Annotated in this window: 14 protein-coding genes and 1 pseudogene; 6 read left to right on the forward strand and 9 right to left on the reverse strand. The window is 72.2% G+C overall.

Going from position 1 to position 20149, the window contains the following annotated elements; all coding sequences use genetic code 11:
- The first annotated feature begins 10 nt into the window (after window positions 1–10).
- On the forward strand, window positions 11–3295 hold the full coding sequence (gene glgB, locus K7787_RS23310) for a 1,4-alpha-glucan branching enzyme (protein ID WP_223002800.1): 3285 nt from the start codon (window positions 11–13) through the stop codon (window positions 3293–3295).
- A 22-nt stretch (window positions 3296–3317) separates the two neighbouring features.
- On the opposite strand, the pseudogene K7787_RS23315 reads toward glgB, so the two are convergent.
- Both K7787_RS23315 and K7787_RS23320 read right to left on the reverse strand, forming a co-directional pair.
- Window positions 3318–4576, reverse strand: a pseudogene (locus K7787_RS23315) (IS701 family transposase).
- Window positions 4577–4654: 78 nt separating this feature from the next.
- Window positions 4655–5071, reverse strand: coding sequence for a DUF5958 family protein (locus K7787_RS23320; RefSeq protein ID WP_223002801.1), 417 nt, complete (start codon window positions 5069–5071; stop codon window positions 4655–4657).
- A 392-nt stretch (window positions 5072–5463) separates the two neighbouring features.
- Here K7787_RS23320 and K7787_RS23325 point away from each other — a divergent pair, with 392 nt between their 5' ends.
- Entirely contained in the window at window positions 5464–6453 is a 990-nt protein-coding gene (locus K7787_RS23325) for a helix-turn-helix transcriptional regulator (RefSeq protein WP_223002802.1), read from the forward strand.
- A gap of 63 nt (window positions 6454–6516) precedes the next feature.
- On the opposite strand, the gene K7787_RS23330 is transcribed toward K7787_RS23325, so the two are convergent.
- The 5 genes from K7787_RS23330 to K7787_RS23350 form a co-directional block, all read right to left on the reverse strand.
- Window positions 6517–8784 (reverse strand): HelD family protein, encoded by a 2268-nt coding sequence (locus K7787_RS23330; RefSeq protein WP_223002813.1) that lies wholly within the window; start codon window positions 8782–8784, stop codon window positions 6517–6519.
- Between the two features lie 135 nt (window positions 8785–8919).
- The gene (locus K7787_RS23335; RefSeq protein ID WP_078512169.1) at window positions 8920–9291 is read right to left on the reverse strand and encodes a thioredoxin family protein; all 372 of its coding nucleotides are present in this window, start codon (window positions 9289–9291) and stop codon (window positions 8920–8922) included.
- Between the two features lie 5 nt (window positions 9292–9296).
- On the reverse strand, window positions 9297–9716 hold the full coding sequence (locus K7787_RS23340) for a MerR family transcriptional regulator (protein WP_223002803.1): 420 nt from the start codon (window positions 9714–9716) through the stop codon (window positions 9297–9299).
- Between the two features lie 129 nt (window positions 9717–9845).
- A complete protein-coding gene (locus tag K7787_RS23345) occupies window positions 9846–10610 on the reverse strand; it encodes a DUF2127 domain-containing protein (protein WP_223002804.1) in 765 nt (254 codons plus the stop codon).
- Window positions 10611–10749: 139 nt separating this feature from the next.
- Entirely contained in the window at window positions 10750–12435 is a 1686-nt protein-coding gene (locus K7787_RS23350) for an MFS transporter (protein WP_223002805.1), read from the reverse strand.
- Window positions 12436–12550: 115 nt separating this feature from the next.
- Here K7787_RS23350 and K7787_RS23355 point away from each other — a divergent pair, with 115 nt between their 5' ends.
- On the forward strand, window positions 12551–13168 hold the full coding sequence (locus K7787_RS23355; protein ID WP_043261309.1) for a TetR/AcrR family transcriptional regulator: 618 nt from the start codon (window positions 12551–12553) through the stop codon (window positions 13166–13168).
- 605 nt (window positions 13169–13773) lie between these two features.
- On the opposite strand, the gene K7787_RS23360 is transcribed toward K7787_RS23355, so the two are convergent.
- Window positions 13774–15207, reverse strand: a complete 1434-nt coding sequence (locus tag K7787_RS23360; protein ID WP_203622573.1) for a cation:dicarboxylate symporter family transporter — start codon at window positions 15205–15207, stop codon at window positions 13774–13776.
- Between the two features lie 121 nt (window positions 15208–15328).
- Here K7787_RS23360 and K7787_RS23365 point away from each other — a divergent pair, with 121 nt between their 5' ends.
- The 3 genes from K7787_RS23365 (at window position 15329) to K7787_RS23375 (ending at window position 18977) form a co-directional block, all read left to right on the forward strand.
- Entirely contained in the window at window positions 15329–17179 is a 1851-nt protein-coding gene (locus tag K7787_RS23365) for a sensor histidine kinase (RefSeq protein ID WP_223002806.1), read from the forward strand.
- A gap of 266 nt (window positions 17180–17445) precedes the next feature.
- The gene (locus tag K7787_RS23370) at window positions 17446–18126 is read left to right on the forward strand and encodes a response regulator (protein ID WP_372456680.1); all 681 of its coding nucleotides are present in this window, start codon (window positions 17446–17448) and stop codon (window positions 18124–18126) included.
- A gap of 122 nt (window positions 18127–18248) precedes the next feature.
- Entirely contained in the window at window positions 18249–18977 is a 729-nt protein-coding gene (locus K7787_RS23375; protein WP_009190688.1) for a helix-turn-helix domain-containing protein, read from the forward strand.
- 85 nt (window positions 18978–19062) lie between these two features.
- On the opposite strand, the gene K7787_RS23380 is transcribed toward K7787_RS23375, so the two are convergent.
- A complete protein-coding gene (locus K7787_RS23380; RefSeq protein WP_223002807.1) occupies window positions 19063–20088 on the reverse strand; it encodes an ATP-dependent 6-phosphofructokinase in 1026 nt (341 codons plus the stop codon).
- Window positions 20089–20149: the final 61 nt, after the last annotated feature.

Here is a 20149-nt window from a genome sequence, read left to right on the forward strand (position 1 = left end):
GGCTCCGCCCGTGACTGCCCGCCCCCCGTCCAGCGGTCCGGAACCGAAGCGGACGGCCGAGGCCGCCGGCGACGACCGGCCGACGCCCCCGAAGAAGACGCCTCCGGGGACGCCCGCGAAGGCCGCGGCGAAGAAGTCCGCCGCGAAGAAGACGGCGACGAAGGCTGCCGCGAAGACGGCGGTCGCGAAGAAGACGGCGACGAAGGCCGTCACGAAGAAGGCCGCGGCGAAGACAGCCGCCCCGGACACGGTGGCCGCCGCGAAGAAGGCTGCCGCGCCCGCGAAGAAGACGGCGGCCCGCAAGGCGCCCGCCGCCGGGAAGACGGCCGAGAAGGCGGTCGCGGCGAAGACCGTCACCAAGAGGGCGACGGCGCGGAAGGCGACGCCGGAGACGGCGTCCGCGAAGACGACCGCCGCGACGAAGGCTGCCGCGAAGAAGGTGCCCACGCGGAAGGCGGCTGCGGAGAGGGCGGTGTCCGGGACGGCGGCGGCCGAGAAGTCGGCGGCCAAGACGGTCGCCGAGAAAGCGTCGGCGGCGAAGGCGGTCACCAAGAAGGCCGCGGCGCAGAAAGCGGTCCCGGACAGCACGGCCGCGAAGAAGACGGCGACGGCCAGGAAGGCGCCCGCGAAGAAGACCTCCGCAGCCAGGGCGGTGGCGGCCCAGGCCGCCCCGAAGACCGCGCCCGCCCCGCAGGCCGCGACCGCCCCGGAGAGCGCGCCCGCCGCGCAGAAGACCACGGCGAGGAAGACGACCGCGAAGAAGACCGCCGCGCAGGCCGCCGCCGCGAAGAAGGCCACCGTGAAGAAGACCGCGGCGAAGAAGGCCCCCGCCGAGACCGCCGCCCCCGTCGGCACCGCACCAGGCGCGACGGCCCCGGACGCCGAGGCGACGGCCGCGCAGGCCCCGGACGTCCAAGCACCGACCGGCGAGGCGGTGGCCGCCAAGGCCCCGTCCGTACGGGCGCCCGGCGGCAAGGCAGCGCCCGGCGGCAGGGCGGCATCCGACGGCAGGGGCGCGTCCGGCGGCAAGGGCGCGTCCGGTGGGGCGTCCCCCGCCGGGGCGGGCGCGGTGCCCGCCTCCTTCGTCTCCCCGGAGGTGTCCCTCGCCGTCTCCCCCGCCGTGGACACCCTGGACCGGGAGCGGTTGCTGGCCGGCACCCACCACGATCCGCACGCGGTGCTCGGCGCGCACCCCGTGCCCGGCGGGGTCGCGGTGCGGGCGTTCAAGCCGTACGCGCTCGGGGTCGCCGTGGTCGCCGGGGACCTCCAGGTCGAGCTGCGTCACGACGGCGACGGCTTCTTCTCGGGGCTGCTGCCGGCCGGCGCCGTACCGGAGTACCGGCTGGAGGTGGCGTACGCCGGGGCGGTGCAGGTCACCGAGGACGCGTACCGCTTCCTGCCGACGCTCGGCGAGCTGGACCTGTACCTGATCGGCGAGGGCCGGCACGAGCAGCTGTGGCAGGCGCTCGGCGCGCACCCGACGACCCACCAGGGCGTCGAGGGCACCCGCTTCGCGGTGTGGGCGCCCAACGCGCGGGGCGTGCGCGTGGCCGGCACCTTCAACTTCTGGGACGGCACCGCGTTCCCGATGCGCTCGCTGGGCGCGACGGGGGTGTGGGAGCTGTTCGTGCCGGGGATCGGCGAGGGCGAGCTGTACAAGTTCGAGATCACCCGCCCGGACGGCTCGAAGACGCTGCGCGCGGACCCGATGGCCCGCCGCACCGAGGTGCCGCCGGCCACGTCGTCGATCATCACCGCCTCGCACCACGAGTGGCGGGACGAGGAGTGGCTCGCGCGGCGCGCCGAACTCCCGGCGCACGAGGCTCCGTTCTCGGTGTACGAGGTCCATCTGCCGTCCTGGCGGCCGGGCCTGACCTACCGCGACCTGGCCACCCAACTGCCCGCCTACGTCAAGGATCTGGGCTTCACGCACGTGGAGCTGATGCCGGTCGCCGAGCATCCCTTCGGCGGCTCCTGGGGCTACCAGGTCACCGGTTTCTACGCGCCGACCGCCCGGCTGGGCACCCCGGACGACTTCAAGTACCTGGTGGACGCGCTGCACCAGGCCGGCATCGGCGTGATCATGGACTGGGTGCCGGCGCACTTCCCGCGCGACGAGTGGGCGCTGGCGGAGTTCGACGGGCGCCCGCTGTACGAGCACTCGGACCCGCTGCGCGCGGCGCATCCGGACTGGGGCACGCTGGAGTTCGACTTCGGCCGCCGCGAGGTGCGCAACTTCCTCGTCGCCAACGCCCTGTACTGGTGCGAGGAGTTCCACATCGACGGGCTGCGGGTGGACGCGGTGGCCTCCATGCTCTACCTGGACTACTCGCGCGAGCCGGGCCAGTGGCGGCCCAACGAGCACGGCGGCCGGGAGAACCTGGACGCGGTGGCGTTCCTCCAGGAGATGAACGCCACCGTGTACCGCAGGGTGCCGGGCGTGGTGACCGTCGCGGAGGAGTCGACGGCCTGGGACGGCGTCACCCGCGCCACCCACCACCGCGGCCCGAGCGGCTTCGGCGGGCTCGGTTTCGGGCTGAAGTGGAACATGGGCTGGATGCACGACTCGCTGGAGTACATGAGCCACGACCCCATCCACCGCAAGTACCACCACGGCGAGATGACGTTCTCGATGGTGTACGCGTACAGCGAGAACTACGTGCTGCCGATCTCGCACGACGAGGTGGTGCACGGCAAGGGCTCGCTGGTGTCGAAGATGCCGGGCGACTGGTGGCAGCAGCGCGCCAACCTGCGCGCCTACCTCGCCTACATGTGGTCCCATCCGGGCAAGCAACTCCTGTTCATGGGCCAGGAGTTCGCGCAGGGCGCGGAGTGGTCCGAGGAGCGCGGCCCGGACTGGTGGCTGCTGGACCCGGCCTACGGCGCGGCGGCCGACCACCGGGGTGTGCTGGATCTGGTCCGCGACCTGAACTCCGTCTACCGCGACACCCCGGCCCTGTGGTCGCGCGATGTGCACCCGGACGGCTTCCAGTGGATCGTCGGCGACGCGGCCGACGACAACGTGTTCGCCTTCCTGCGCTACGACGCCGACGGCTCGCCGCTGCTGGTGGTGTCGCACTTCGCCCCGGTGGTGCGCCCCGACTACCGCATCGGCGTCCCCGACGACGTGCCGGCCTGGCGGGAGGTCGTGAACACCGACGCGGCCCGCTACGGCGGCAGCGACGTGGTCCGCCCGGACCCGCTCAAACCGGACCCCCAGCCCTGGCACGGCCGCCCGGCCAGCCTCCACCTGACCCTGCCCCCGCTGGCGACGGTGTGGCTCCGCCCGGCCTAGTACTCCAGTGCGACTTCGTGATCTATCCGGTCGCGGGGGCAGCGAGTCGTCGCAGGTAATGGCTGCGCCGGGCTGCGGCCTGGTGGGTTCTGCACCAGTTTGACCAGTGCAACACCCTGCGCGGGGATGTGTTTGGTGGGCTCAGCAGGGTGCCGAGTAGGTGGCGGATCTCGGGAACGGTCAGGTCGATGGGGTCGGGGTTGCGGGCGGGCCGGTTCGGCTGTGCGGTCCCGACCGGTGTCGCGTCGGCAGCGAGGGCGGCCAGGAATGCCAGGGCGAGCATGGCCAGAGTGATGTGCCGATGCCAGGGGGTCCAGTGGCGGACCTGGTAGTGATCCAGTCCGACCTCCTCGATGCACCACCTGGTCCCAGCCACTCTGACGCTTTCGGACAGCGGCACCCGTTTTGGGGACCAGCACAGATAGAAGGCGAGCTCGCCGCTGGTGGGTTGCGGCGGATCAGCAGGTGCCGGTGGCCGTCGGCGCCGATCTCGATCCAGGCCCAGTCGTAGTAGCGCGGCCCCTTCGCTCCGGCTCCTGCGCTCTGCCGGTGCCAGGCCGAGGCGGGCAGGCGGTCGGCGATAACATCCACCCGGGCAGCAGTTCGCCCCTGGTTGATCCGCACCCGGGTGCTGCAGGCAACGGCCAAGATGTAACCAGTCCGGCGGGACTCCAACAGCGCGCGTAGGCCGGGATCTTGACCGTATGCCTCATCGCCGGTCACCCAGGATGCGCCGATGCCGGCGTCCAACGCGGCCGCGATCATCTGCCCGGTCAGCGTGGGCTTGGTCGCGAACTCCACCTGGTCGGGCACCCCGGCACGGGTGCGGCGCTCGGCGTCCCGGGACCAGGACGTATCGGGCAGGTAGAGCCGACGGTCGATCAACGCCCGTCCTCTGCTGGAGGCGTAGGCAAGGAAGACGCCGACCTGGCTGTTCTCGATCCGCCCCGCGGTGCCGGTGTATTGCCGCTGCACGCCCGCCGAAGCGACGCCCTTCTTCAGGAAGCCTGTCTCGTCGACGATCAGCACGCCGTTGTCGGCACCGAGGTGCTCGAGGACGTAGGCGTGCACGTCATCACGGAGGGCGTCGGCGTCCCAGCGGGCGGTTCGCAGCAGCCGCTGCATCGGGCCAGGGCGGGCATGGCCGGCCTGCTCGGCCAGCCGCCAGCAGTTTTTCCGCTCGACGCCGGACAGCAACCCGAGCATGAACGCGCGGGCCGTGGCACGCGGCTCAACCCGGCTGAACCGGCCCGCGATCCGGGCCATGGCCTGGTCGAACATCGCCCGCCAACGGGCCGCGTCTATGCTGTGGCCCGCGGCCACAGCACGATCTTCAGGAGTCCACACAACCCCCGGTGATCACGGGGTGGCCGTTTCGTTGCCCGCTCCGGTCCTCAGGTGGTGCCAGGCATGCCCGCACCCGTCAGCACAGAAGCGGAGCCGCCGCCGATCATCAGCGACGCCAAGAAGTGCGACCAGCAGCCGGAATGCCTTGACCCGCTCGCCATGCGGAAGGTTGATGATCTTTGCCAGTTGCTCGGTGAGGCGTCCGCGCGTGACCAGCACGGCCGGGGTATGGGTGGGCCGGATGCCAACTCTGCGGATGCTCTCCGACCCGTCCTCGCTGGTTGCGCGGGTCTGGATACAGAACCCTGCCAGGTCGCGCAGGACTTCGAACTGCTCAGTGTCGGCGAGACCCTCGAACCAGCCGACGCCCTGGGTGAGCGGATGGATGCCTTGCGCCAACTCGTTCAGGATGACCGTGCGTCCGTCCATCCCGCTCCACCTCCATAACAAGCCCGGCTGCGTACCCCGCAAGGTCATCGAACCAGTCACGAAGTCGCACTGGAGTACTAGGGCGCCTCGGGTTCGGGCAGACCGAGCGGTAGGGATCTGCTGACGCCTGCAGGAGGTCGTTGCGGCCGTCGAGCCTGTCTCAGCTGCCCCACCACCGCCTCAAGCTCGGCCACTCATCGACTCCGTCCTGCGTCCGGATCCTGTCACCAACGCCAAAATCAAGGCACGTTGCGTCGCCCACCAAGCATCATTACCGACCAGTGGGGACATTAGCGAAAGATTTCGATCATTATAGGTTAATGGGACTAGATGTTCGAGAAACGCGCCCTACTCTGCTGCCATCACAGGGAGCGGAGTTTGGAGCGCAGAGCATGTCCGACGCATTCGATTGCGTTGCAGAGCACGTTCGGACCGCCTTCGGAAGCCAGCCGATTTGCGTCCATGTGGACAATGCGCAACAGTGCGAAATCAAGCGTCACCCTCAGTACGACGAGTTTCGCTCCAAAGCTGTAGTCGCACGAGCGGCCCGTCCCGCAAAGTCCCGCTTGTGGGATTCCATGGTGGCCATGGGAAGGCTGTCCGACATGCGCGGCGACGACAGATGGCGTATGGCCGTCGTGGACTGCCTGACCCCGTTTCTTCGCAAGCGCTCAGAGAGCATCTCCCGGACCTTCTATGCCGATCTGGAGGATATCCAGGCCGAAATGGTCGCATCCGCCCTCGACACCTGGGCCACCACAGCGACGGGAGTCACTCCGAGCGACGTACCAGGGATGATGCTCAAAGCGGCGGTCAACGCTGCTTATGCGTGCGCAAAAATCCACGACAATGAGAGCACCATCGGTGACTTAGACATCCTGCACACGCAAGAAGAAGCTCCGAAAGAATTCGCGATCAACGCCTCTGCAATCATCCATAACGCCAATCTTCGAGACCCGGCTGTCGCCGAGCAAGCCCTGGGTGAGAGCCATGGGGCCAAATTGCGGAGGTTCGTCCCCCTGCACGTCATCAATGCTTTCCACGATGACATCCGGACCGGCCGTCGCCCAGGTGTGCCGAACCGCCTCGCGACCGACTCGATGCTCGCGCGTATATTCGTCACGGGCGGCAATCATTACTATTACATCTCGGACTTCTACCCCGCGTTCGTCGGCCTTCCGGTCGCCGCAGAGGTATTGGGCATACCCCCATCTTCCGCTTATCGCATGATCCGGGCAGGTAATTTTCCCTGCCCCACGACGTTCATGGGGCGAAAGCATCAGGTGTACCTGAAGGCTCTCATGAGCCACCTGGACATACCTGACATCATCGTTCACCCGGACGACGTAGAGAACGGTGCGGCGCACGCCGGCTGGGATTGACGGGCACCGCAGGACTCCGAGTCTGCCCGACTCCGGCAGAGTCGGGCAGAGACTCAGAGCACGTCAGCCCGCCACCACCAGCCCCTCCGGGAGGGGCCCGGTGTGCAGGATTCCCAGCCGCTGCGTCGCCCGGGTCAGGGCGACGTACAGGTCGCTCGTGCCGTAGCGGGCGGGCTCGACCACCAGGACGGAGTCGAACTCCAGGCCCTTCGCCTGGCGCGGGTCCAGCAGGACGACCTGCCGGGTCAGGTCGGGCTCCGCGCCGGCCGTCACGCCGTCCAGCCGGGCGGCCAGCCGCCGGTGCAGGTCGCGCGGAGCGATCACCGCAAGCCGGCCCTCGGCCGGGGTGAGTTCGGCGACGGCCTTCTCCACCGCGCCGGGCAGGTCGTCGGTGGCGCGGGCCCAGGGCCGCACGCCCGTGGAGCGCACCGAACTCGGCGGCGTGAAGCCCGGGTCCTCCGCGCGGACCACGGCCGCGGCGACGTCCATGATCTCGGCGGGGGTGCGGTAGTTGACGCCGAGGCGGGTGTGCTCCCAGCGGTCGCCGACGTAGGGCTCCAGGATGTCCGACCAGGCGCCGACGCCGGCCGCCTCGGCAGTCTGCGCCGGGTCGCCGACCAGCGTCATCGAGCGGGTCGGGCTGCGCCGCATCAGCAGCCGCCACGCCATCGGCGACAGCTCCTGCGCCTCGTCCACGATGATGTGCCCGAACGCCCAGGTGCGGTCGGCCGCCGCGCGCTCGGCGGCGCTGCGGTGGTCGTCCTCCGCCTGCCGTTCGGCGAACCGCTCGGCGTCGATGATGTCGTGCGCCGAGAGGATCTCGGAGTCCTCGTCGTCCTTGTCGTCGAACTCGTAGGTCCGTGAGGCGTAGGAGACGTCGAGGACGCCCTGCGCGTAGGCGATCTGCGTCTCCCGCTCGCGTTCGGCGCGGGCGCGGACCACGCGGTCGTCCTCGCCGAGCAGTTCGGCGGCCTCGTCCAGCAGGGGCACGTCGGCGACGGTCCAGGCCCGGGTGACCGGGCGGCGGATCGCGGCGGCGTCCGCGTCGGACACGTACCCGCCGGGCTCGGCGAGGAAGTCGGCGACCAGGCGCTGCGGGGTGATCCGCGGCCACAGCTGGTCGATGGCGGACCACACCTCGGGGTTCTCGGCCAGCTCGTCGCGGATCTGGGTGATGTCGCTCGGGTCGAGGAGGTTGGAGCCGTCGTAGGGGTCGGTGCCGATGCGCTCGGCGACCATGTCGGTGAGCGTGTTCAGGATGTGGCCCTCGAAGTGCTCGCGGGCCGCGTTGTGCGGCAGCTTCGCGGCGCGGGTGCGTTCGCGGGCGACGTTGACCAGGCCGTCGTCCAGCATCAGGACCTCGCGGTCGTGCTCGATGGCGATGACGGGGTCGGGCAGCGCCTGCCGGTCCCGTACGACGGCGGCGAGCACGTCGGCCATGTCGGCGCGGCCCTTGACGGCGGCGGCCTCCGGGGTGTCGGCGGCGGTGGCCTTCACGCCGGGGAACAGCTCGCCGACGGTGGCCAGCAGGACGCCGGTCTCGCCGAGGGAGGGCAGCACCTCGCCGATGTAGCCGAGGAAGGCCGGGTTGGGGCCGACGATGAGGACGGCGCGCCGGGCCAGCAGCTCGCGGTGCTCGTAGAGCAGGTAGGCGGCGCGGTGCAGGGCGACGGCGGTCTTGCCGGTGCCCGGGCCGCCCTCCACCACCAGCACGCCGCGGTGCGGGGCGCGGATGATGCGGTCCTGGTCGGCCTGGATGGTGCGGACGATGTCGCCCATGCGGCCGGTGCGCGCCGAGTTCAGCGCGGCCAGCAGCACCGCGTCGCCGGTCGGGTCCTCGTGGCCGGTGCGGGTGGCGTCGCCGAGGTCGAGGATCTCGTCGTGCAGGGCGGTGACCCGGCGGCCCTCGGAGGAGATGTGCCGACGGCGCCTGAGGCCCATCGGGGTGTGGCCGGTGGCCAGGTAGAAGGGGCGGGCGACATCGGCCCGCCAGTCGATCAGGACGGGGGTGCGCTCGGCGTCGTCGGCGCGCAGGCCGATCCGGCCGATGTGGTGGCAGGTGCCGTCGGTCAGGTCGATCCGGCCGAAGCACAGCGAGCCGTCCACGGCGTTCAGCGCGGCCAGCAGCCCGGAGCGCTCGGCGACGAGGATGTCCCGCTCCAGTCTGGCCTGCATGGGCTTGTCGCCCTGCGCGAGCGCGTCGGTGACGGAGGACTCGGCATCGCCGCGCAGCGCGTCCACGCGCGCGTACAGACCGTCGACGAATTCCTGTTCCCGTCGCAATTCACCGTCGGTCAATTCGGTGTTTGACAATTCCGCTCCCGCCCGGATATACTGTGCTCACTGGACTTCCCCGCGACCGTTTCGAAAACGAAGTCGCGAACCACCGAATATACGCAGAGAAATCCCCCGGACGCAATTGTCCGGGGGATTTCCTCGTGTCCGGGGCCCGTACGGCCCCACCGGCTACCGCGCGGCGGGCGCCGCCCCGTCGAACACCACGTCCGGCAGCGCGTCCGCCACCTCCGCCAGCAGCCGCCGCTTGGGCCGCGCCCCCACCATGGACCGCACCGGCTCGCCGCCGCGGAAGACCATGAACGTCGGCATGGACAGCACCTTGTACGCGTTCGTGGTGTCCGGGTTGTGGTCCACGTTCAGCTGGACCACCTTCAGCCGCTCGCCCTCCTCCGCCGCGAGGGCGCTCAGCACCGGCGCCATCTGCCGGCACGGCGGGCACCAGTCGGCGGTGAACTCCACCAGCACCGGCCGGTCCGCCGCCAGCACCTCCCCCGCGAAGTCCGCGTCGGTCACCTCGGCCACACCCTGAGCCTGGCTCATCGCCGTCACCCTCCCAGTTCGCACACGGGTTCCGGACCCCCCGGAACCAGCGCCTCGGCCGCCAGCCCGTCCCGCGCCGCCTCCGCCCGCGCCAGCTGCTCGCCGACCTTCGCCCGTACGGCCGCCAGCTCGCCGATCAGCGCGTCCAGCTCGTCCAGCTTGCGCCGGTACACCACGAGCGACGCCGGGCAGGAGTCGCCCTCCGGGTGCCCGGCGCGCAGGCACTCCACGAACGGCCGGGTCTCCTCCAGGTCGAACCCGAAGTCCTGGAGCGTCCTGATCTGCCGCAGCAGCCTGAGGTCCCGCTCTTCGTACGTGCGGTGCCCGTGCTCGTCCCGCCGCGCGGGCAGCAGCCCCCGCGACTCGTAGTACCGCAGCGCCCGGGCCGTCGTCCCGGCCCGCGCGGCCAGCTCGCCGATTCGCATGAGGACGACGCTACGGCTTGACGCCGACGTCAAGGCAAGAGGCCGGGCGCGACGGTGCCCCACGACCGGCCGGCCGTGACGTCCGGCCGTGACGCGGGGCGACGCATCCGTGTCCGTGTCGGCGTCGGTTCAGACCAGCACCCCCGCCGACTCCTCCACCTCCAGCAGGGACGCGCTGCGGCGTTCCTCGTCGAAGGCTCGGCGGCCGCCGCGGAGGCCGAAGAGGCGTTTGGTGACGGCGATGTAGAGGACGGCGAGGATGTTGAGGACCAGGGTGGTGATCTTCAGCGCGCTGATGTGCTCGGTGAGTTCGTAGATCTCCAGCGGCAGGAAGGCCGCCGTGGCGACCACCGTCAGGTACTCCGCCCAGCGCTTGGCGTACCAGAGGCCCACCGCCTCGATGATCTCCACCAGCGCGTAGGCGAGGAGCAGTCCGGCGACCAGCAGCAGGGTGGAGTGCTTGTAGCCGAAGGTCTTCTGGATGGTGCCGACGACCGGCGAATGGTCGAGGTCGTAGTGGAAGTGCTTGAAGACCGGGCGCAGGACGTCCAGGTATTCCTCGAACAGCCGGCGCACCGCGTCCTGGCTGTTGCTGAACTTCCACACCGCCACGGCGACCAGGACGATGAACACGCCGCGCACCGCCCGCTCGACGGCGAGGAAGCGCAGGACGAACAGGTCGCGCAGCACCTTGCCGCGCGGCACCAGCGGGGCCTCGGCGGCCGGTCCGGAGCCGTGCGGGTCGCCGAGCACGAAGTCACCGCAGCGCAGGCAGCGCCACACCTCGCCGAGCGCGGTGTCGGCGTGCAGCCGGATCCGCAGCCGGGGGTCGTCCGGCGCGTAGGTCACGTGCCCCTTGCGCGCGCACGTACGCCGGTCCCAGTCGATCGCCATCCCCCGTCGCCTCCATCACTTGCGTCACTTGCTCCGTGTGCGCGCACGGCCGTGCCGCACCCGGTCGGTACGGCACGGCACGGTAGTGCATCGTCCGTCGCGGAGAGAGACGGCGGACGGGGAGTTTCAGTTCGCCCGGTCACCCCGGCTGGTTCGCCCCGCTGCCCACCAGTTCCTTCTCCTCGTCTTCGGCCGGCTCCGCCTCGGGGGCCGTGCCGCGCGGCAGGAGCAGGGCCACGGCGAGGGTGCCCACGCCGAGGACGACCGCGCCGACCAGGCTGGTGTGGGCCACCGCGTCGGCGAAGGCGGAGCCGACGGCGTCCTTCATCTGGCGGGCGCCCTCGGCGAGTTGACCCGCCTGCGCCTTGAGCTGCCCGGCCTGCTGGGGGTCGGACGCGTGGGCGGCCTGCGCCGCGAGCTGCCGCGCCTTGTCGCCGATGCCCTGCGCGACGGCGTACCCGGCGCCGACCGAGTCCTGCGCGGTGGCCAGGGCGCTCGCCGGGAGGCGGCTGCCGGCGGTGGCGTCGGAGAGGTGGTCGGAGTAGGAGGTCGCCAGCAGCGAGCCGAGGATCGCGATGCCGAGGGAGCCGCCCAGCTCCAGCGAGGTGTCGTTGACGGCGCCGCCGACGCCCAGCTCGGACTCCGGGAAGGAGCCCATGATCGCGTCGGTGCAGGGCGACAGCGCGAGGCCGATCGCGAGGCCGAGGATGATCAGCGGGGCCACGAGGTCGCCGTAGGAGGACCCGGCGTCGATGCGGGTGAGCAGGGCGAGCGCGGTGGTGCCGCCGACCATGCCCGCGCTGACCGTCCACTTCATGCCGACGCGCGGGGTGAGGTACCCGGTCAGCGCGGAGCCGGCGAAGACCGCGCCGGCCAGCGGCAGCATGCGCACGCCGGTGGCCAGGGCGTCGTAGCCGAGGACGAACTGGAGGTGCTGGGTGAGGTAGTAGAAGGCGCCGAAGACGGCGAGGAAGAACAGGGCGACGGCCAGGTTGGCGCCGGCGAAGCGGCGGTGGGCGAAGCGGCGCACGTCGAGGATGGGGCGCGGGTGGCGCAGCTCCCACAGGACGAACGCGGTCAGGCCCGCGCCCGCGACCACCGCCGCGGTGATCGCCTTGGCGTCCCAGCCGAAGTGCGGGCCCTGGATGATCATGTAGACGAGGGCGCCGGTCCACACCACGGACAGCAGTCCGCCGACGTAGTCGATCCGGTCGTGGTGACCGGCCTTGGACGGCGGGACGAGGACGAACGCGGCAACCAGGGCGACGGCGGCGACGGGCACGTTGATCAGGAACGTGGAGGCCCAGCCGTGGTTCTTCAGCAGTGCGCCGGCGACGACCGGGCCGGCCGCGATGGCGAGTCCGGCGGTGGCGGTCCACAGGGTGATCGCCTTGGCGCGTTCGGCGCGTGGGAAGGTCGCGGCGAGCAGGGAGAGCGTGGCCGGCATGATCAGCGCGGCGCCGACGCCCATCACGGCGCGGGCCGCGATGACGGTGGCCGCGCTGTCGGCGAGGTAGCCGAAGACGGCTCCGCCGCCGAACACCAGCAGGCCGAGGACGAGCGCGCCGCGCCGGCTGTACTTGTCGCCGATCGCGCCGAGCAGCAGCATCAGCGCCGCGTAGGGGACGGTGTAGCCGTCGATGACCCATTGCAGGTCGGAGCTGGACAGCCCGAGATCGCGGGTCATGTCGGGCGCGGCGACGGTGAGGGCGGTGTTGGCCATCACGATGATCAGCAGGCTCAGGCAGAGCACCAGCAGCGCCCACCAGCGCCGGGCGTAGGGGCGGTCCATCCGCTCCACCGGTTCGTTCATGACGAGTCGCATGGCAGGGGTTGCCTTCCTCGGAAGCGCGACGAAAATTGCACAGGCGTGTGCACTTACACAACCCTGTGCAATGTACGACGATGCACAAGGCTGTGCAAATCGAGCGGGGTGCAGAATGTCAGCCATGACCACGGGTAACAGCACGCGCGCCGACGTCAACCGGCGCCGCATCCTCGACGTCGCCCTCGCCGAGCTGCTGCGCGACCCCGACGCGTCCATGGACCAGATCGCGCGCGCCGCGGGCGTCGTACGGCGCACGGTGTACGGGCACTTCCCGAGCCGCGAGGCACTGATCAGCACGCTCGTGGACGACGCGGTGCAGGCGCTGGCGGACGCGCACGCGGCGGGGCGCGAGGGCGTGGCGGACCCGGCGGAGGCGGTGGCGCGCTCGGTGCTGGCGATCTGGCCCATCGCCGACCGTTACCGGCTGCTGGTGGCGCTGGCCCAGCGCACGGTCACCATGGAGGGCATCCGCGAGCGGCTGGCCCCGGTCCGCACGGCCTGTGCGGACCTCCTCCAGCGCGGCTTCGACCAGGGCGTCTTCAGCTCGCCGCTGCCCGCGCCCGCCCTGGCGCACGTGCACGAGCAGATCCTGTTCGCGCTGATGGAGGCCGTGAACGACGAACTGCTGCCGGCCCACGAGGCCGGCCGTTCGGCCGCCGTGACGGTCCTGGCGGCGGCGGGGGTGCCGGCGGCACTGGCGGGCGCGCTGGTCGCGCGCCTCGCGCACTGACGGCGGAGCGGCCGCCCCCCCTGGTCGGGGGACGGCCGCTCGGGGCGCGGGAAGGAACCGGGTGCCCGCTCGGGGCGCGAGAAAGAACCGGGTGCCCGCTCGGGGGGCGGGAAAGAACCCGGTGCCCGCTCGGGGCGCGAGAAAGAACCGGGTGCCCGCTCGGGGGGCGGGAAAGAACCCGGTGCCCGCTCACGGGCGGGAGAGAGCCGGGTGCCCGTTCGGGGGCGGGAAAGAGCCGGCGAGGCGCGAAGGAAGCCGGACGCCCGCTCGGGGCTCGGGAGGAAGCCCGCTCGGGGCGCGGGCGGAAGCCGGACGCCCGCTCGGTGCTCGGGCGGAAGCCCGCTCGGGGCTCGGGAGGGAGCCGGACGTGCTGCTCGCGGGGCGCGGGACAAGGCTAGGCACCCGCTCGCGGGGCGCAAGGGAAAGCCGATGCCCGGCCAGGGGCCGGGCACGGCCGGACGCCCGCTCGGGGCCCAGGAAGAAAGCCGGGCGCCCGGCCAAGGTTCAGGCAAGGCCGGGCGTCCGGAGTCGTGGGGCGCCCGCGCGGTGCGGGCGCCGGGGGAAGGCCCCTCAGGCCGCTCAGGCCCCCCAGGCCTCAGGCCCCCTCAGGCCTTGGCGAGCTGCTTCTCGTCGTCCTCCCGCGCCTTCGGCGCCTGGGCCGGGACGTCGTCGGAGTCGTCCAGCAGGGTCCGCTCGTCGAACGGCAGCTCGCCCGCCAGCACCCGCCGTACGCGGTCCTTGTCCACCTCGCCCGTCCAGGTGCCGATCAGCAGCGTGGCGACCGCGTTGCCGGCGAAGTTGGTCAGCGCGCGGGCCTCGCTCATGAAGCGGTCGATGCCGACGATGAGGCCGACGCCGTCGACCAGGGCGGGCTTGTGGGACTGGAGGGCGCCCGCGAGGGTGGCGAGGCCCGCGCCGGTGACGCCCGCCGCGCCCTTGGACGCGATCATCATGAACAGCAGCAGGGTGATCTGCTGGCCGATGGAGAGCGGCTGGTCCATGGCGTCCGCGATGAACAGCGAGGCCATGGTCAGGTAGATCATCGTGCCGTCGAGGTTGAAGGAGTAGCCGGTCGGCACGGTGATGCCGACGACCGGGCGGCTCACGCCCAGGTGCTCCATCTTCGCGATCAGCCGGGGCAGCGCGGACTCGGACGACGAGGTGGACAGGATCAGCAGGAACTCGCGGCCCAGGTACTTCAGCAGGTGGAAGATGTTGACGCCGGCCACCACCCGGGTCATCGCGCCGAGCACCACGATCACGAACAGCAGACAGGTGGCGTAGAAGCCGAACATGATCGTGGCGAGCGCCTTCAGCGCGTCGATGCCCGTCTCGCCGACCACGGCGGCCATCGCGCCGAACGCGCCGATCGGCGCCGCCCACATGATCATGGCGAGCACGCGGAACACCAGCCGCTGGATGTGCTCGACCCCGCGCAGCACCGGCTCGCCCTTGCGGCCCATGGCCTGCAGCGCGAACCCGACGAGCAGCGCGACCAGCAGGGTCTGCAGGACCTCGCCCTCGGTGAACGCCGACACCAGCGTGGTCGGGATGATCCCGAGCACGAAGTCGACCGGGCCCTCCTTCGCCGCGTCCGCCTGCGCGTGGCCGACGCCCTTGACGGCCTCGGTCAGGTGCATGCCGCTGCCCGGGTGGACGAGGTTGCCGATCACCAGGCCGATGGCGAGCGCCACGAACGACATGGCGATGAAGTAGCCGAGGGCGAGACCGCCCACCTTGCCGACCTTCGCGGCCTTGCGCACCGAACCGACGCCGAGCACGATCGTGCAGAAGATGATCGGCGAGATCATCATCTTGATCAGGTTCACGAAGCCGGTGCCGAGCGGCTTCAGCTCCTCGGCGAAATCCGGCGAGGCGAACCCGACGACGACGCCGAGCACCACCGCGGCGATCACCGCTACGTAGAGATAGTGGGTGCGGTCCCGCTTGGCTGCGGGGCCCGGTCCCGCTGCGGGTGCGGCAGGTGCCGTATCGGCTGCGCTGGTCACGGCGGCCCTCCTTGACGACGTCGTCGGCATCACCGGCGTGCGGCTCACGTCCGGGGAGATTCGGGGATGCCGTGACTATCTCCCGTGCTGTGAGAGCGGTCACCCTTCCGTTCATTTAGTTCACGCCACGGCCGGGAGGCAGACTTGCCGCATGCGTATACCCGCCCTCCCGAGACCGCGCAGCCTGGCGGGCCAGCTCTTCGCGATGCAGGCCGTGCTGCTGGCGCTCGTGGTGGCCGGATACGCACTGTTCACCTACGTCAGCGACCGCGGCCAGGCGGAGGGCGCGGCGCGCCGGCAGGCCACGGCCGTGGCCCGCTCGATCGCCGACTCCCCCTCCGTGCGGGCCGCGATCCGCGACCCCGACCCGACCGCCGACCTCCAGCCGTACGCGCTGAGGGTCCAGCGGGACACCGGGGTCGACTTCGTCACGATCATGACGCCGGAGGGCATCCGCTGGACCCACCCCGACCCGCAGCAGATAGGCCGCCCCTTCCTCGGCACCATCGCGCCCGCCCGGCACGGCGAGACCTTCACCGAGACCTACACCGGCACCCTCGGCCCGTCCGTCCGCGCGGTCACCCCCGTCCTCGACGGCGGCCGGGTCGTCGGCCTGGTCAGCGCGGGCATCCGGGTGGAGGCGATCAGCGCGCGGGTCCAGGAGCAGGTCACGGCGCTGTTCGGGGTCGCGGCCGGCATCCTCGCGCTGGGGGCGCTCGCCACGTACGTCATCAACGCGCGGCTGCGCCGGCACACCCACGGGATGAACGCCGAGCAGCTCAGCCGGATGCACGACTATCACGAGGCCGCGCTGCACGCCGTGCGCGAGGGGCTGCTGATGCTGGACGCGGGCTACCGGGTGGCGCTGATCAACGACGGCGGGCGCGAGCTGCTGGGGGTGGGCGGCGCGGCGGAGGTCGTCGGGAGGTCGGTGGCTCAGCTGGGGCTGCCCGCCCCGCTGACCGGGGCGCTGCTGTCCTCCGAGCCCCGGCTGGACGAGGTGCACCTGACCGCGTCGCGGGTGCTGGTGGTGAACACCTCCCCGGTCTCCGGCGGGCAGCGCCGGGGCACGGTGGTCACCCTGCGGGATGTGACCGAACTCCAGTCGCTGATGGGCGAGCTGGACTCCGAGCGCGGGTTCACGCAGGCGCTGCGCTCCCAGGCGCACGAGGCGGCCAACCGCCTGCACACCGTGGTGTCGCTGATCGAGCTGGGACGTGCCGAGGAGGCCGTCGACTTCGCGACGGCGGAACTGGAGCTGGCGCAGGCGCTGACCGACCAGGTGGTCTCGGCGGTGAGCGAACCGGTGCTGGCCGCGCTGCTGCTCGGCAAGACGGCGCAGGCCAACGAGCGGGGCGTGGAGCTGGTGGTGTCCGAGGACAGCGGCCTGGACGACGGACTCCTGCCGGCCGCCCTGCCCGCCCGGGACCTGGTGACGATCCTCGGCAACCTGGTGGACAACGCGGTGGACGCGGCGCAGGGCGGGCCGCGGCCCCGGGTGACGGTGACCGTGGCGGCGTGCGCGCGGGAGGCCGAGCTGGTGCTGCGGGTGGCGGACACCGGGCCCGGCGTCGATCCGGCCCACACGGACCTGGTCTTCCAGCGCGGCTTCTCGACCAAGGCGACCGCTGCCGGCGGGCGCGGCCTGGGCCTGGCCCTCGCCCGCCAGGCGGTCCACCGCCACGGCGGCACCCTGACGGTGACGCCGGCGGAGGACGGCGGCGCGGCCTTCGAGGCCCGCCTGCCCCTGGGGGACGGCCCGGAGACAGCCCCGCCCACCGGGACCGACCCGGCGACCGCCCCGCCCACCGGGACCGACCCGGCCGTCCCCCGGCCCTCCGAGGGCGGATCGGTGGACGCCTCGCATGCCGGGGACGGTCCGACCGCCTCGCCACGCCCTGAGCGAGACCCGGTCACCGCACCGCCCGCCGGGGACGGTCCGGCGACCGCCCCCGCAGCCGGCCCCGCCCCCACGACCACCGCCCCCGGAGGCAGGGCATGACCCACGACCAGGCGAACCGCGAGCACCGCGAGCACCGCGAGCCGAGCGGCAGAGCGGCCGACGGACCGAGCGGCCCGGCAGTCGCCGGATCGGGCGGCAGGACTGCCGACGGAGCAGGCGGCGCGGCGGGCGCGCGACCGGGCGGCGCGACAGCCGCCGGACCGGGCGACGCGGCGGGCGACAGGCCGGCGCGGGCGGCCCAGGGGCCGGCGGGCGGACCGGGAGCGGCGGGAGCAGGCGGGACCGGGACAGGCGGCGCCGCTCCGATCCGGGTGCTCGTCGTCGAGGACGATCCCGTCGCGGCGGACGCGCACGTGATGTACGTGGGCCGGGTGCCCGGGTTCGTCGCGGTCGGGAAGGCGCACACGGGTGCGCAGGCCCGGCGGGAGCTGGAGCGCACCCCCGTGGACCTGCTCCTGCTCGATCTGCACCTGCCGGACGTGCACGGTCTTCAGCTCGCGCGCTCCCTGCGGGCCGCCGGCCATCACGCGGACGTGATCGCGGTGACCTCGGCGCGGGACCTCGCGGTGGTGCGCGAGGGGGTCTCGCTCGGCGTCGTCCAGTACGTGCTGAAACCGTTCACGTTCGCGACGCTGCGGGACCGCCTGGTGCGCTACGCCGAGTTCCGCGCGGCGGCGGGCGAGGCCAGCGGGCAGGACGAGGTGGACCGGGCGCTGGCGGCGCTGCGCGCCCCGGGACCGGCCGCGCTCCCGAAGGGGCTGAGCGCGCCGACCCTGGAGCGGGTGACGTGCGCGCTGCGGGAGGCGGACGAGGGGCTGACGGCCGCCGCGCTCGCCGAGGCGGTGGGCATCTCCCGGATCACCGCCCGCCGCTATCTGGAGCACCTGGTGGAAGCGGCCCTGGCCGCCCGCAAGCCGCTGTACGGCCAGGTGGGCCGCCCGGAGCTGGTGTACCGCTGGGTGCGCGGAAGCGGCGGTTCCCGCTGAGCCCCCGTCGGGCTCCCCACATGCCCGTACCGCGGAACCTACGGAACCGTACTTTCCGACAACCCGTGATCCTGTGGGAACGGACCGTGGTCACCGCGGCGCGGGGCCCCTAGCTTGTGCCCGTGCACCGACCCTCAGCCCCACCGAACCAGCCCGCCACCGGCCCGTCCGACGCGTCCACGCCGCCGTTCAACGCCCCGGCCGCCCGCCGGATCCGCGCCGCCCTCGGCATGGGCCCCGAGCACGTGGCCCACACCCTGCGCGCCTCCTACGGACTGCCGTACGCGACCCCGGATCTCGTCACCGCCTGGGAACGCGGGATCGCCTCCCCGTCCAGCCCCGAACTCACCGCCCTCGCGGGCGCGTTGTGGTGCTCTCCGGGCGAACTGATCGGCCGGCCGCGCACCTTGCGCGAGCACCGCGTGGCGCGCGGGCTGCCGGCCGAGGAGGTGGCACGCGCGGTGGGTCTCGAACTCGCCCGCTACCAGCGGATGGAGGACGGCGACGGCTGGCGCGGCACCGAGCGGCAGTCCGCCGCGCTCGCCCGGGTGCTCGACCTGGCGCTGCCCGACTTCGTCGCCGTCACCGGCCGCGAGGCGGACCTCGCCGAGCTGCTGCGCAGCGCGGTCGGCACCCGCTGGCAGGCGTACGTCCGCCCGGTGGGCAAGCTGGTGCCGCTGGAGCGGCGGCAGCTGGAGCGGGCGCTCCAGCGGCTGCACCAGGACTACCAGGGGCAGGTGGTCGCCTCGCTCAGCTGGGGCGGCAACAGCGCCGCCCGGCAGTCGGGCGACGCCGGGCGCGACTTCCTGGACCGGATCGTGGAGCACTTCTGGGCGAAGGCGCAGCCGTAGCCACGGAAGGCACGGCCGTGGCCCGGGAGGCGCAGCCGGCACCGCCGCGCCTTCACCGGGGCGCTGACCCGCCCCGCAGCGCCGGCTAGAAGACCGACTCCGCCTCGTCCATCCGGTCCTTCGGGACCCGCTTCAGCTCGGTCACGGCCTCCGCGAGCGGCACCATGACCACGTCGGTGCCGCGCAGGGCGGTCATGTGGCCGAACTCGCCGCGGTGCGCGGCCTCCACCGCGTGCCAGCCGAAGCGGGTGGCGAGGACGCGGTCGTAGGCGGTGGGCACGCCGCCGCGCTGGACGTGGCCGAGGATGACCGGCTTGGCCTCCTTGCCGAGCCGGCTCTCCAGCTCGTACGCCAGCGCCGTGCCGATGCCCTGGAAGCGCTCGTGGCCGAACTTGTCGATCGCGCCCTTGCCGTAGTCCATGCTGCCCTCGGCGGGGTGGGCGCCCTCGGCGACGCAGATCACGGCGAACTTCTTGCCGCGGGCGAAGCGCTCCTCGACCATCTTGACCAGGTCGGCGGGGTCGAAGGGGCGCTCGGGCAGGCAGATGCCGTGGGCGCCGGCCGCCATGCCGGACTCCAGGGCGATCCAGCCCGCGTGCCGGCCCATGACCTCGACGACCATCACGCGCTGGTGGGACTCGGCGGTGGTCTTGAGCCGGTCCATCGCCTCGGTGGCCACGCCGACGGCGGTGTCGAAGCCGAAGGTGCGGTCGGTGGAGGAGATGTCGTTGTCGATCGTCTTGGGCACGCCGACCACCGGCAGACCGGCGTCCGAGAGCATGCGTGCGGCGGTCAGCGTGCCCTCGCCGCCGATCGGGATGAGCGCGTCGATGCCGAACCGGTGGATCATGTCGGAGGCGTTCTCGCAGGCCTCGCGCAGCCGGTCGCGCTCCAGGCGCGAGGAGCCGAGGATGGTGCCGCCGCGGGCGAGGATGCCGCTGACCGCGTTGAGGTCGAGCGTGCGGTAGCGGCCGTCGAGCAGGCCGGCGTAGCCGTCCTCGAAGCCGATGACCTCGTCGCCGTAGGTGGTGACCGCTCGGTGCACGACCGACCGGATCACCGCGTTCAGTCCCGGACAGTCGCCGCCCGCCGTGAGAACTCCGATACGCATCGCGCTGTGTCTCCTGCTCACTGTTGATACCGGTGATCCTGTCCGATTGTTTCACGTCCCC

The sequence above is a fragment of the Streptomyces sennicomposti genome (genome assembly GCF_019890635.1).
In the GTDB taxonomy this organism is placed as follows: Bacteria; Actinomycetota; Actinomycetes; order Streptomycetales; family Streptomycetaceae; genus Streptomyces; species Streptomyces sennicomposti.

Bases quoted from the DNA above. Each gene is read 5' to 3' on its own strand.
- K7787_RS23340 (WP_223002803.1), bottom strand. From the start codon at position 9,716: ATGCGAATCGGCGAGCTGGCCGCGCGGGCCGGGACGACGGCCCGGGCG.
- K7787_RS23345 (WP_223002804.1), bottom strand. From the start codon at position 10,610: ATGGCGATCGACTGGGACCGGCGTACGTGCGCGCGCAAGGGGCACGTG.
- K7787_RS23360 (WP_203622573.1), bottom strand. From the start codon at position 15,207: ATGCCGACGACGTCGTCAAGGAGGGCCGCCGTGACCAGCGCAGCCGAT.
- K7787_RS23350 (WP_223002805.1), bottom strand. From the start codon at position 12,435: ATGCGACTCGTCATGAACGAACCGGTGGAGCGGATGGACCGCCCCTAC.
- K7787_RS23335 (WP_078512169.1), bottom strand. From the start codon at position 9,291: ATGAGCCAGGCTCAGGGTGTGGCCGAGGTGACCGACGCGGACTTCGCG.
- K7787_RS23355 (WP_043261309.1), top strand. From the start codon at position 12,551: ATGTCAGCCATGACCACGGGTAACAGCACGCGCGCCGACGTCAACCGG.
- K7787_RS23380 (WP_223002807.1), bottom strand. From the start codon at position 20,088: ATGCGTATCGGAGTTCTCACGGCGGGCGGCGACTGTCCGGGACTGAAC.
- K7787_RS23325 (WP_223002802.1), top strand. From the start codon at position 5,464: ATGTCCGACGCATTCGATTGCGTTGCAGAGCACGTTCGGACCGCCTTC.
- K7787_RS23365 (WP_223002806.1), top strand. From the start codon at position 15,329: ATGCGTATACCCGCCCTCCCGAGACCGCGCAGCCTGGCGGGCCAGCTC.
- K7787_RS23320 (WP_223002801.1), bottom strand. From the start codon at position 5,071: ATGGACGGACGCACGGTCATCCTGAACGAGTTGGCGCAAGGCATCCAT.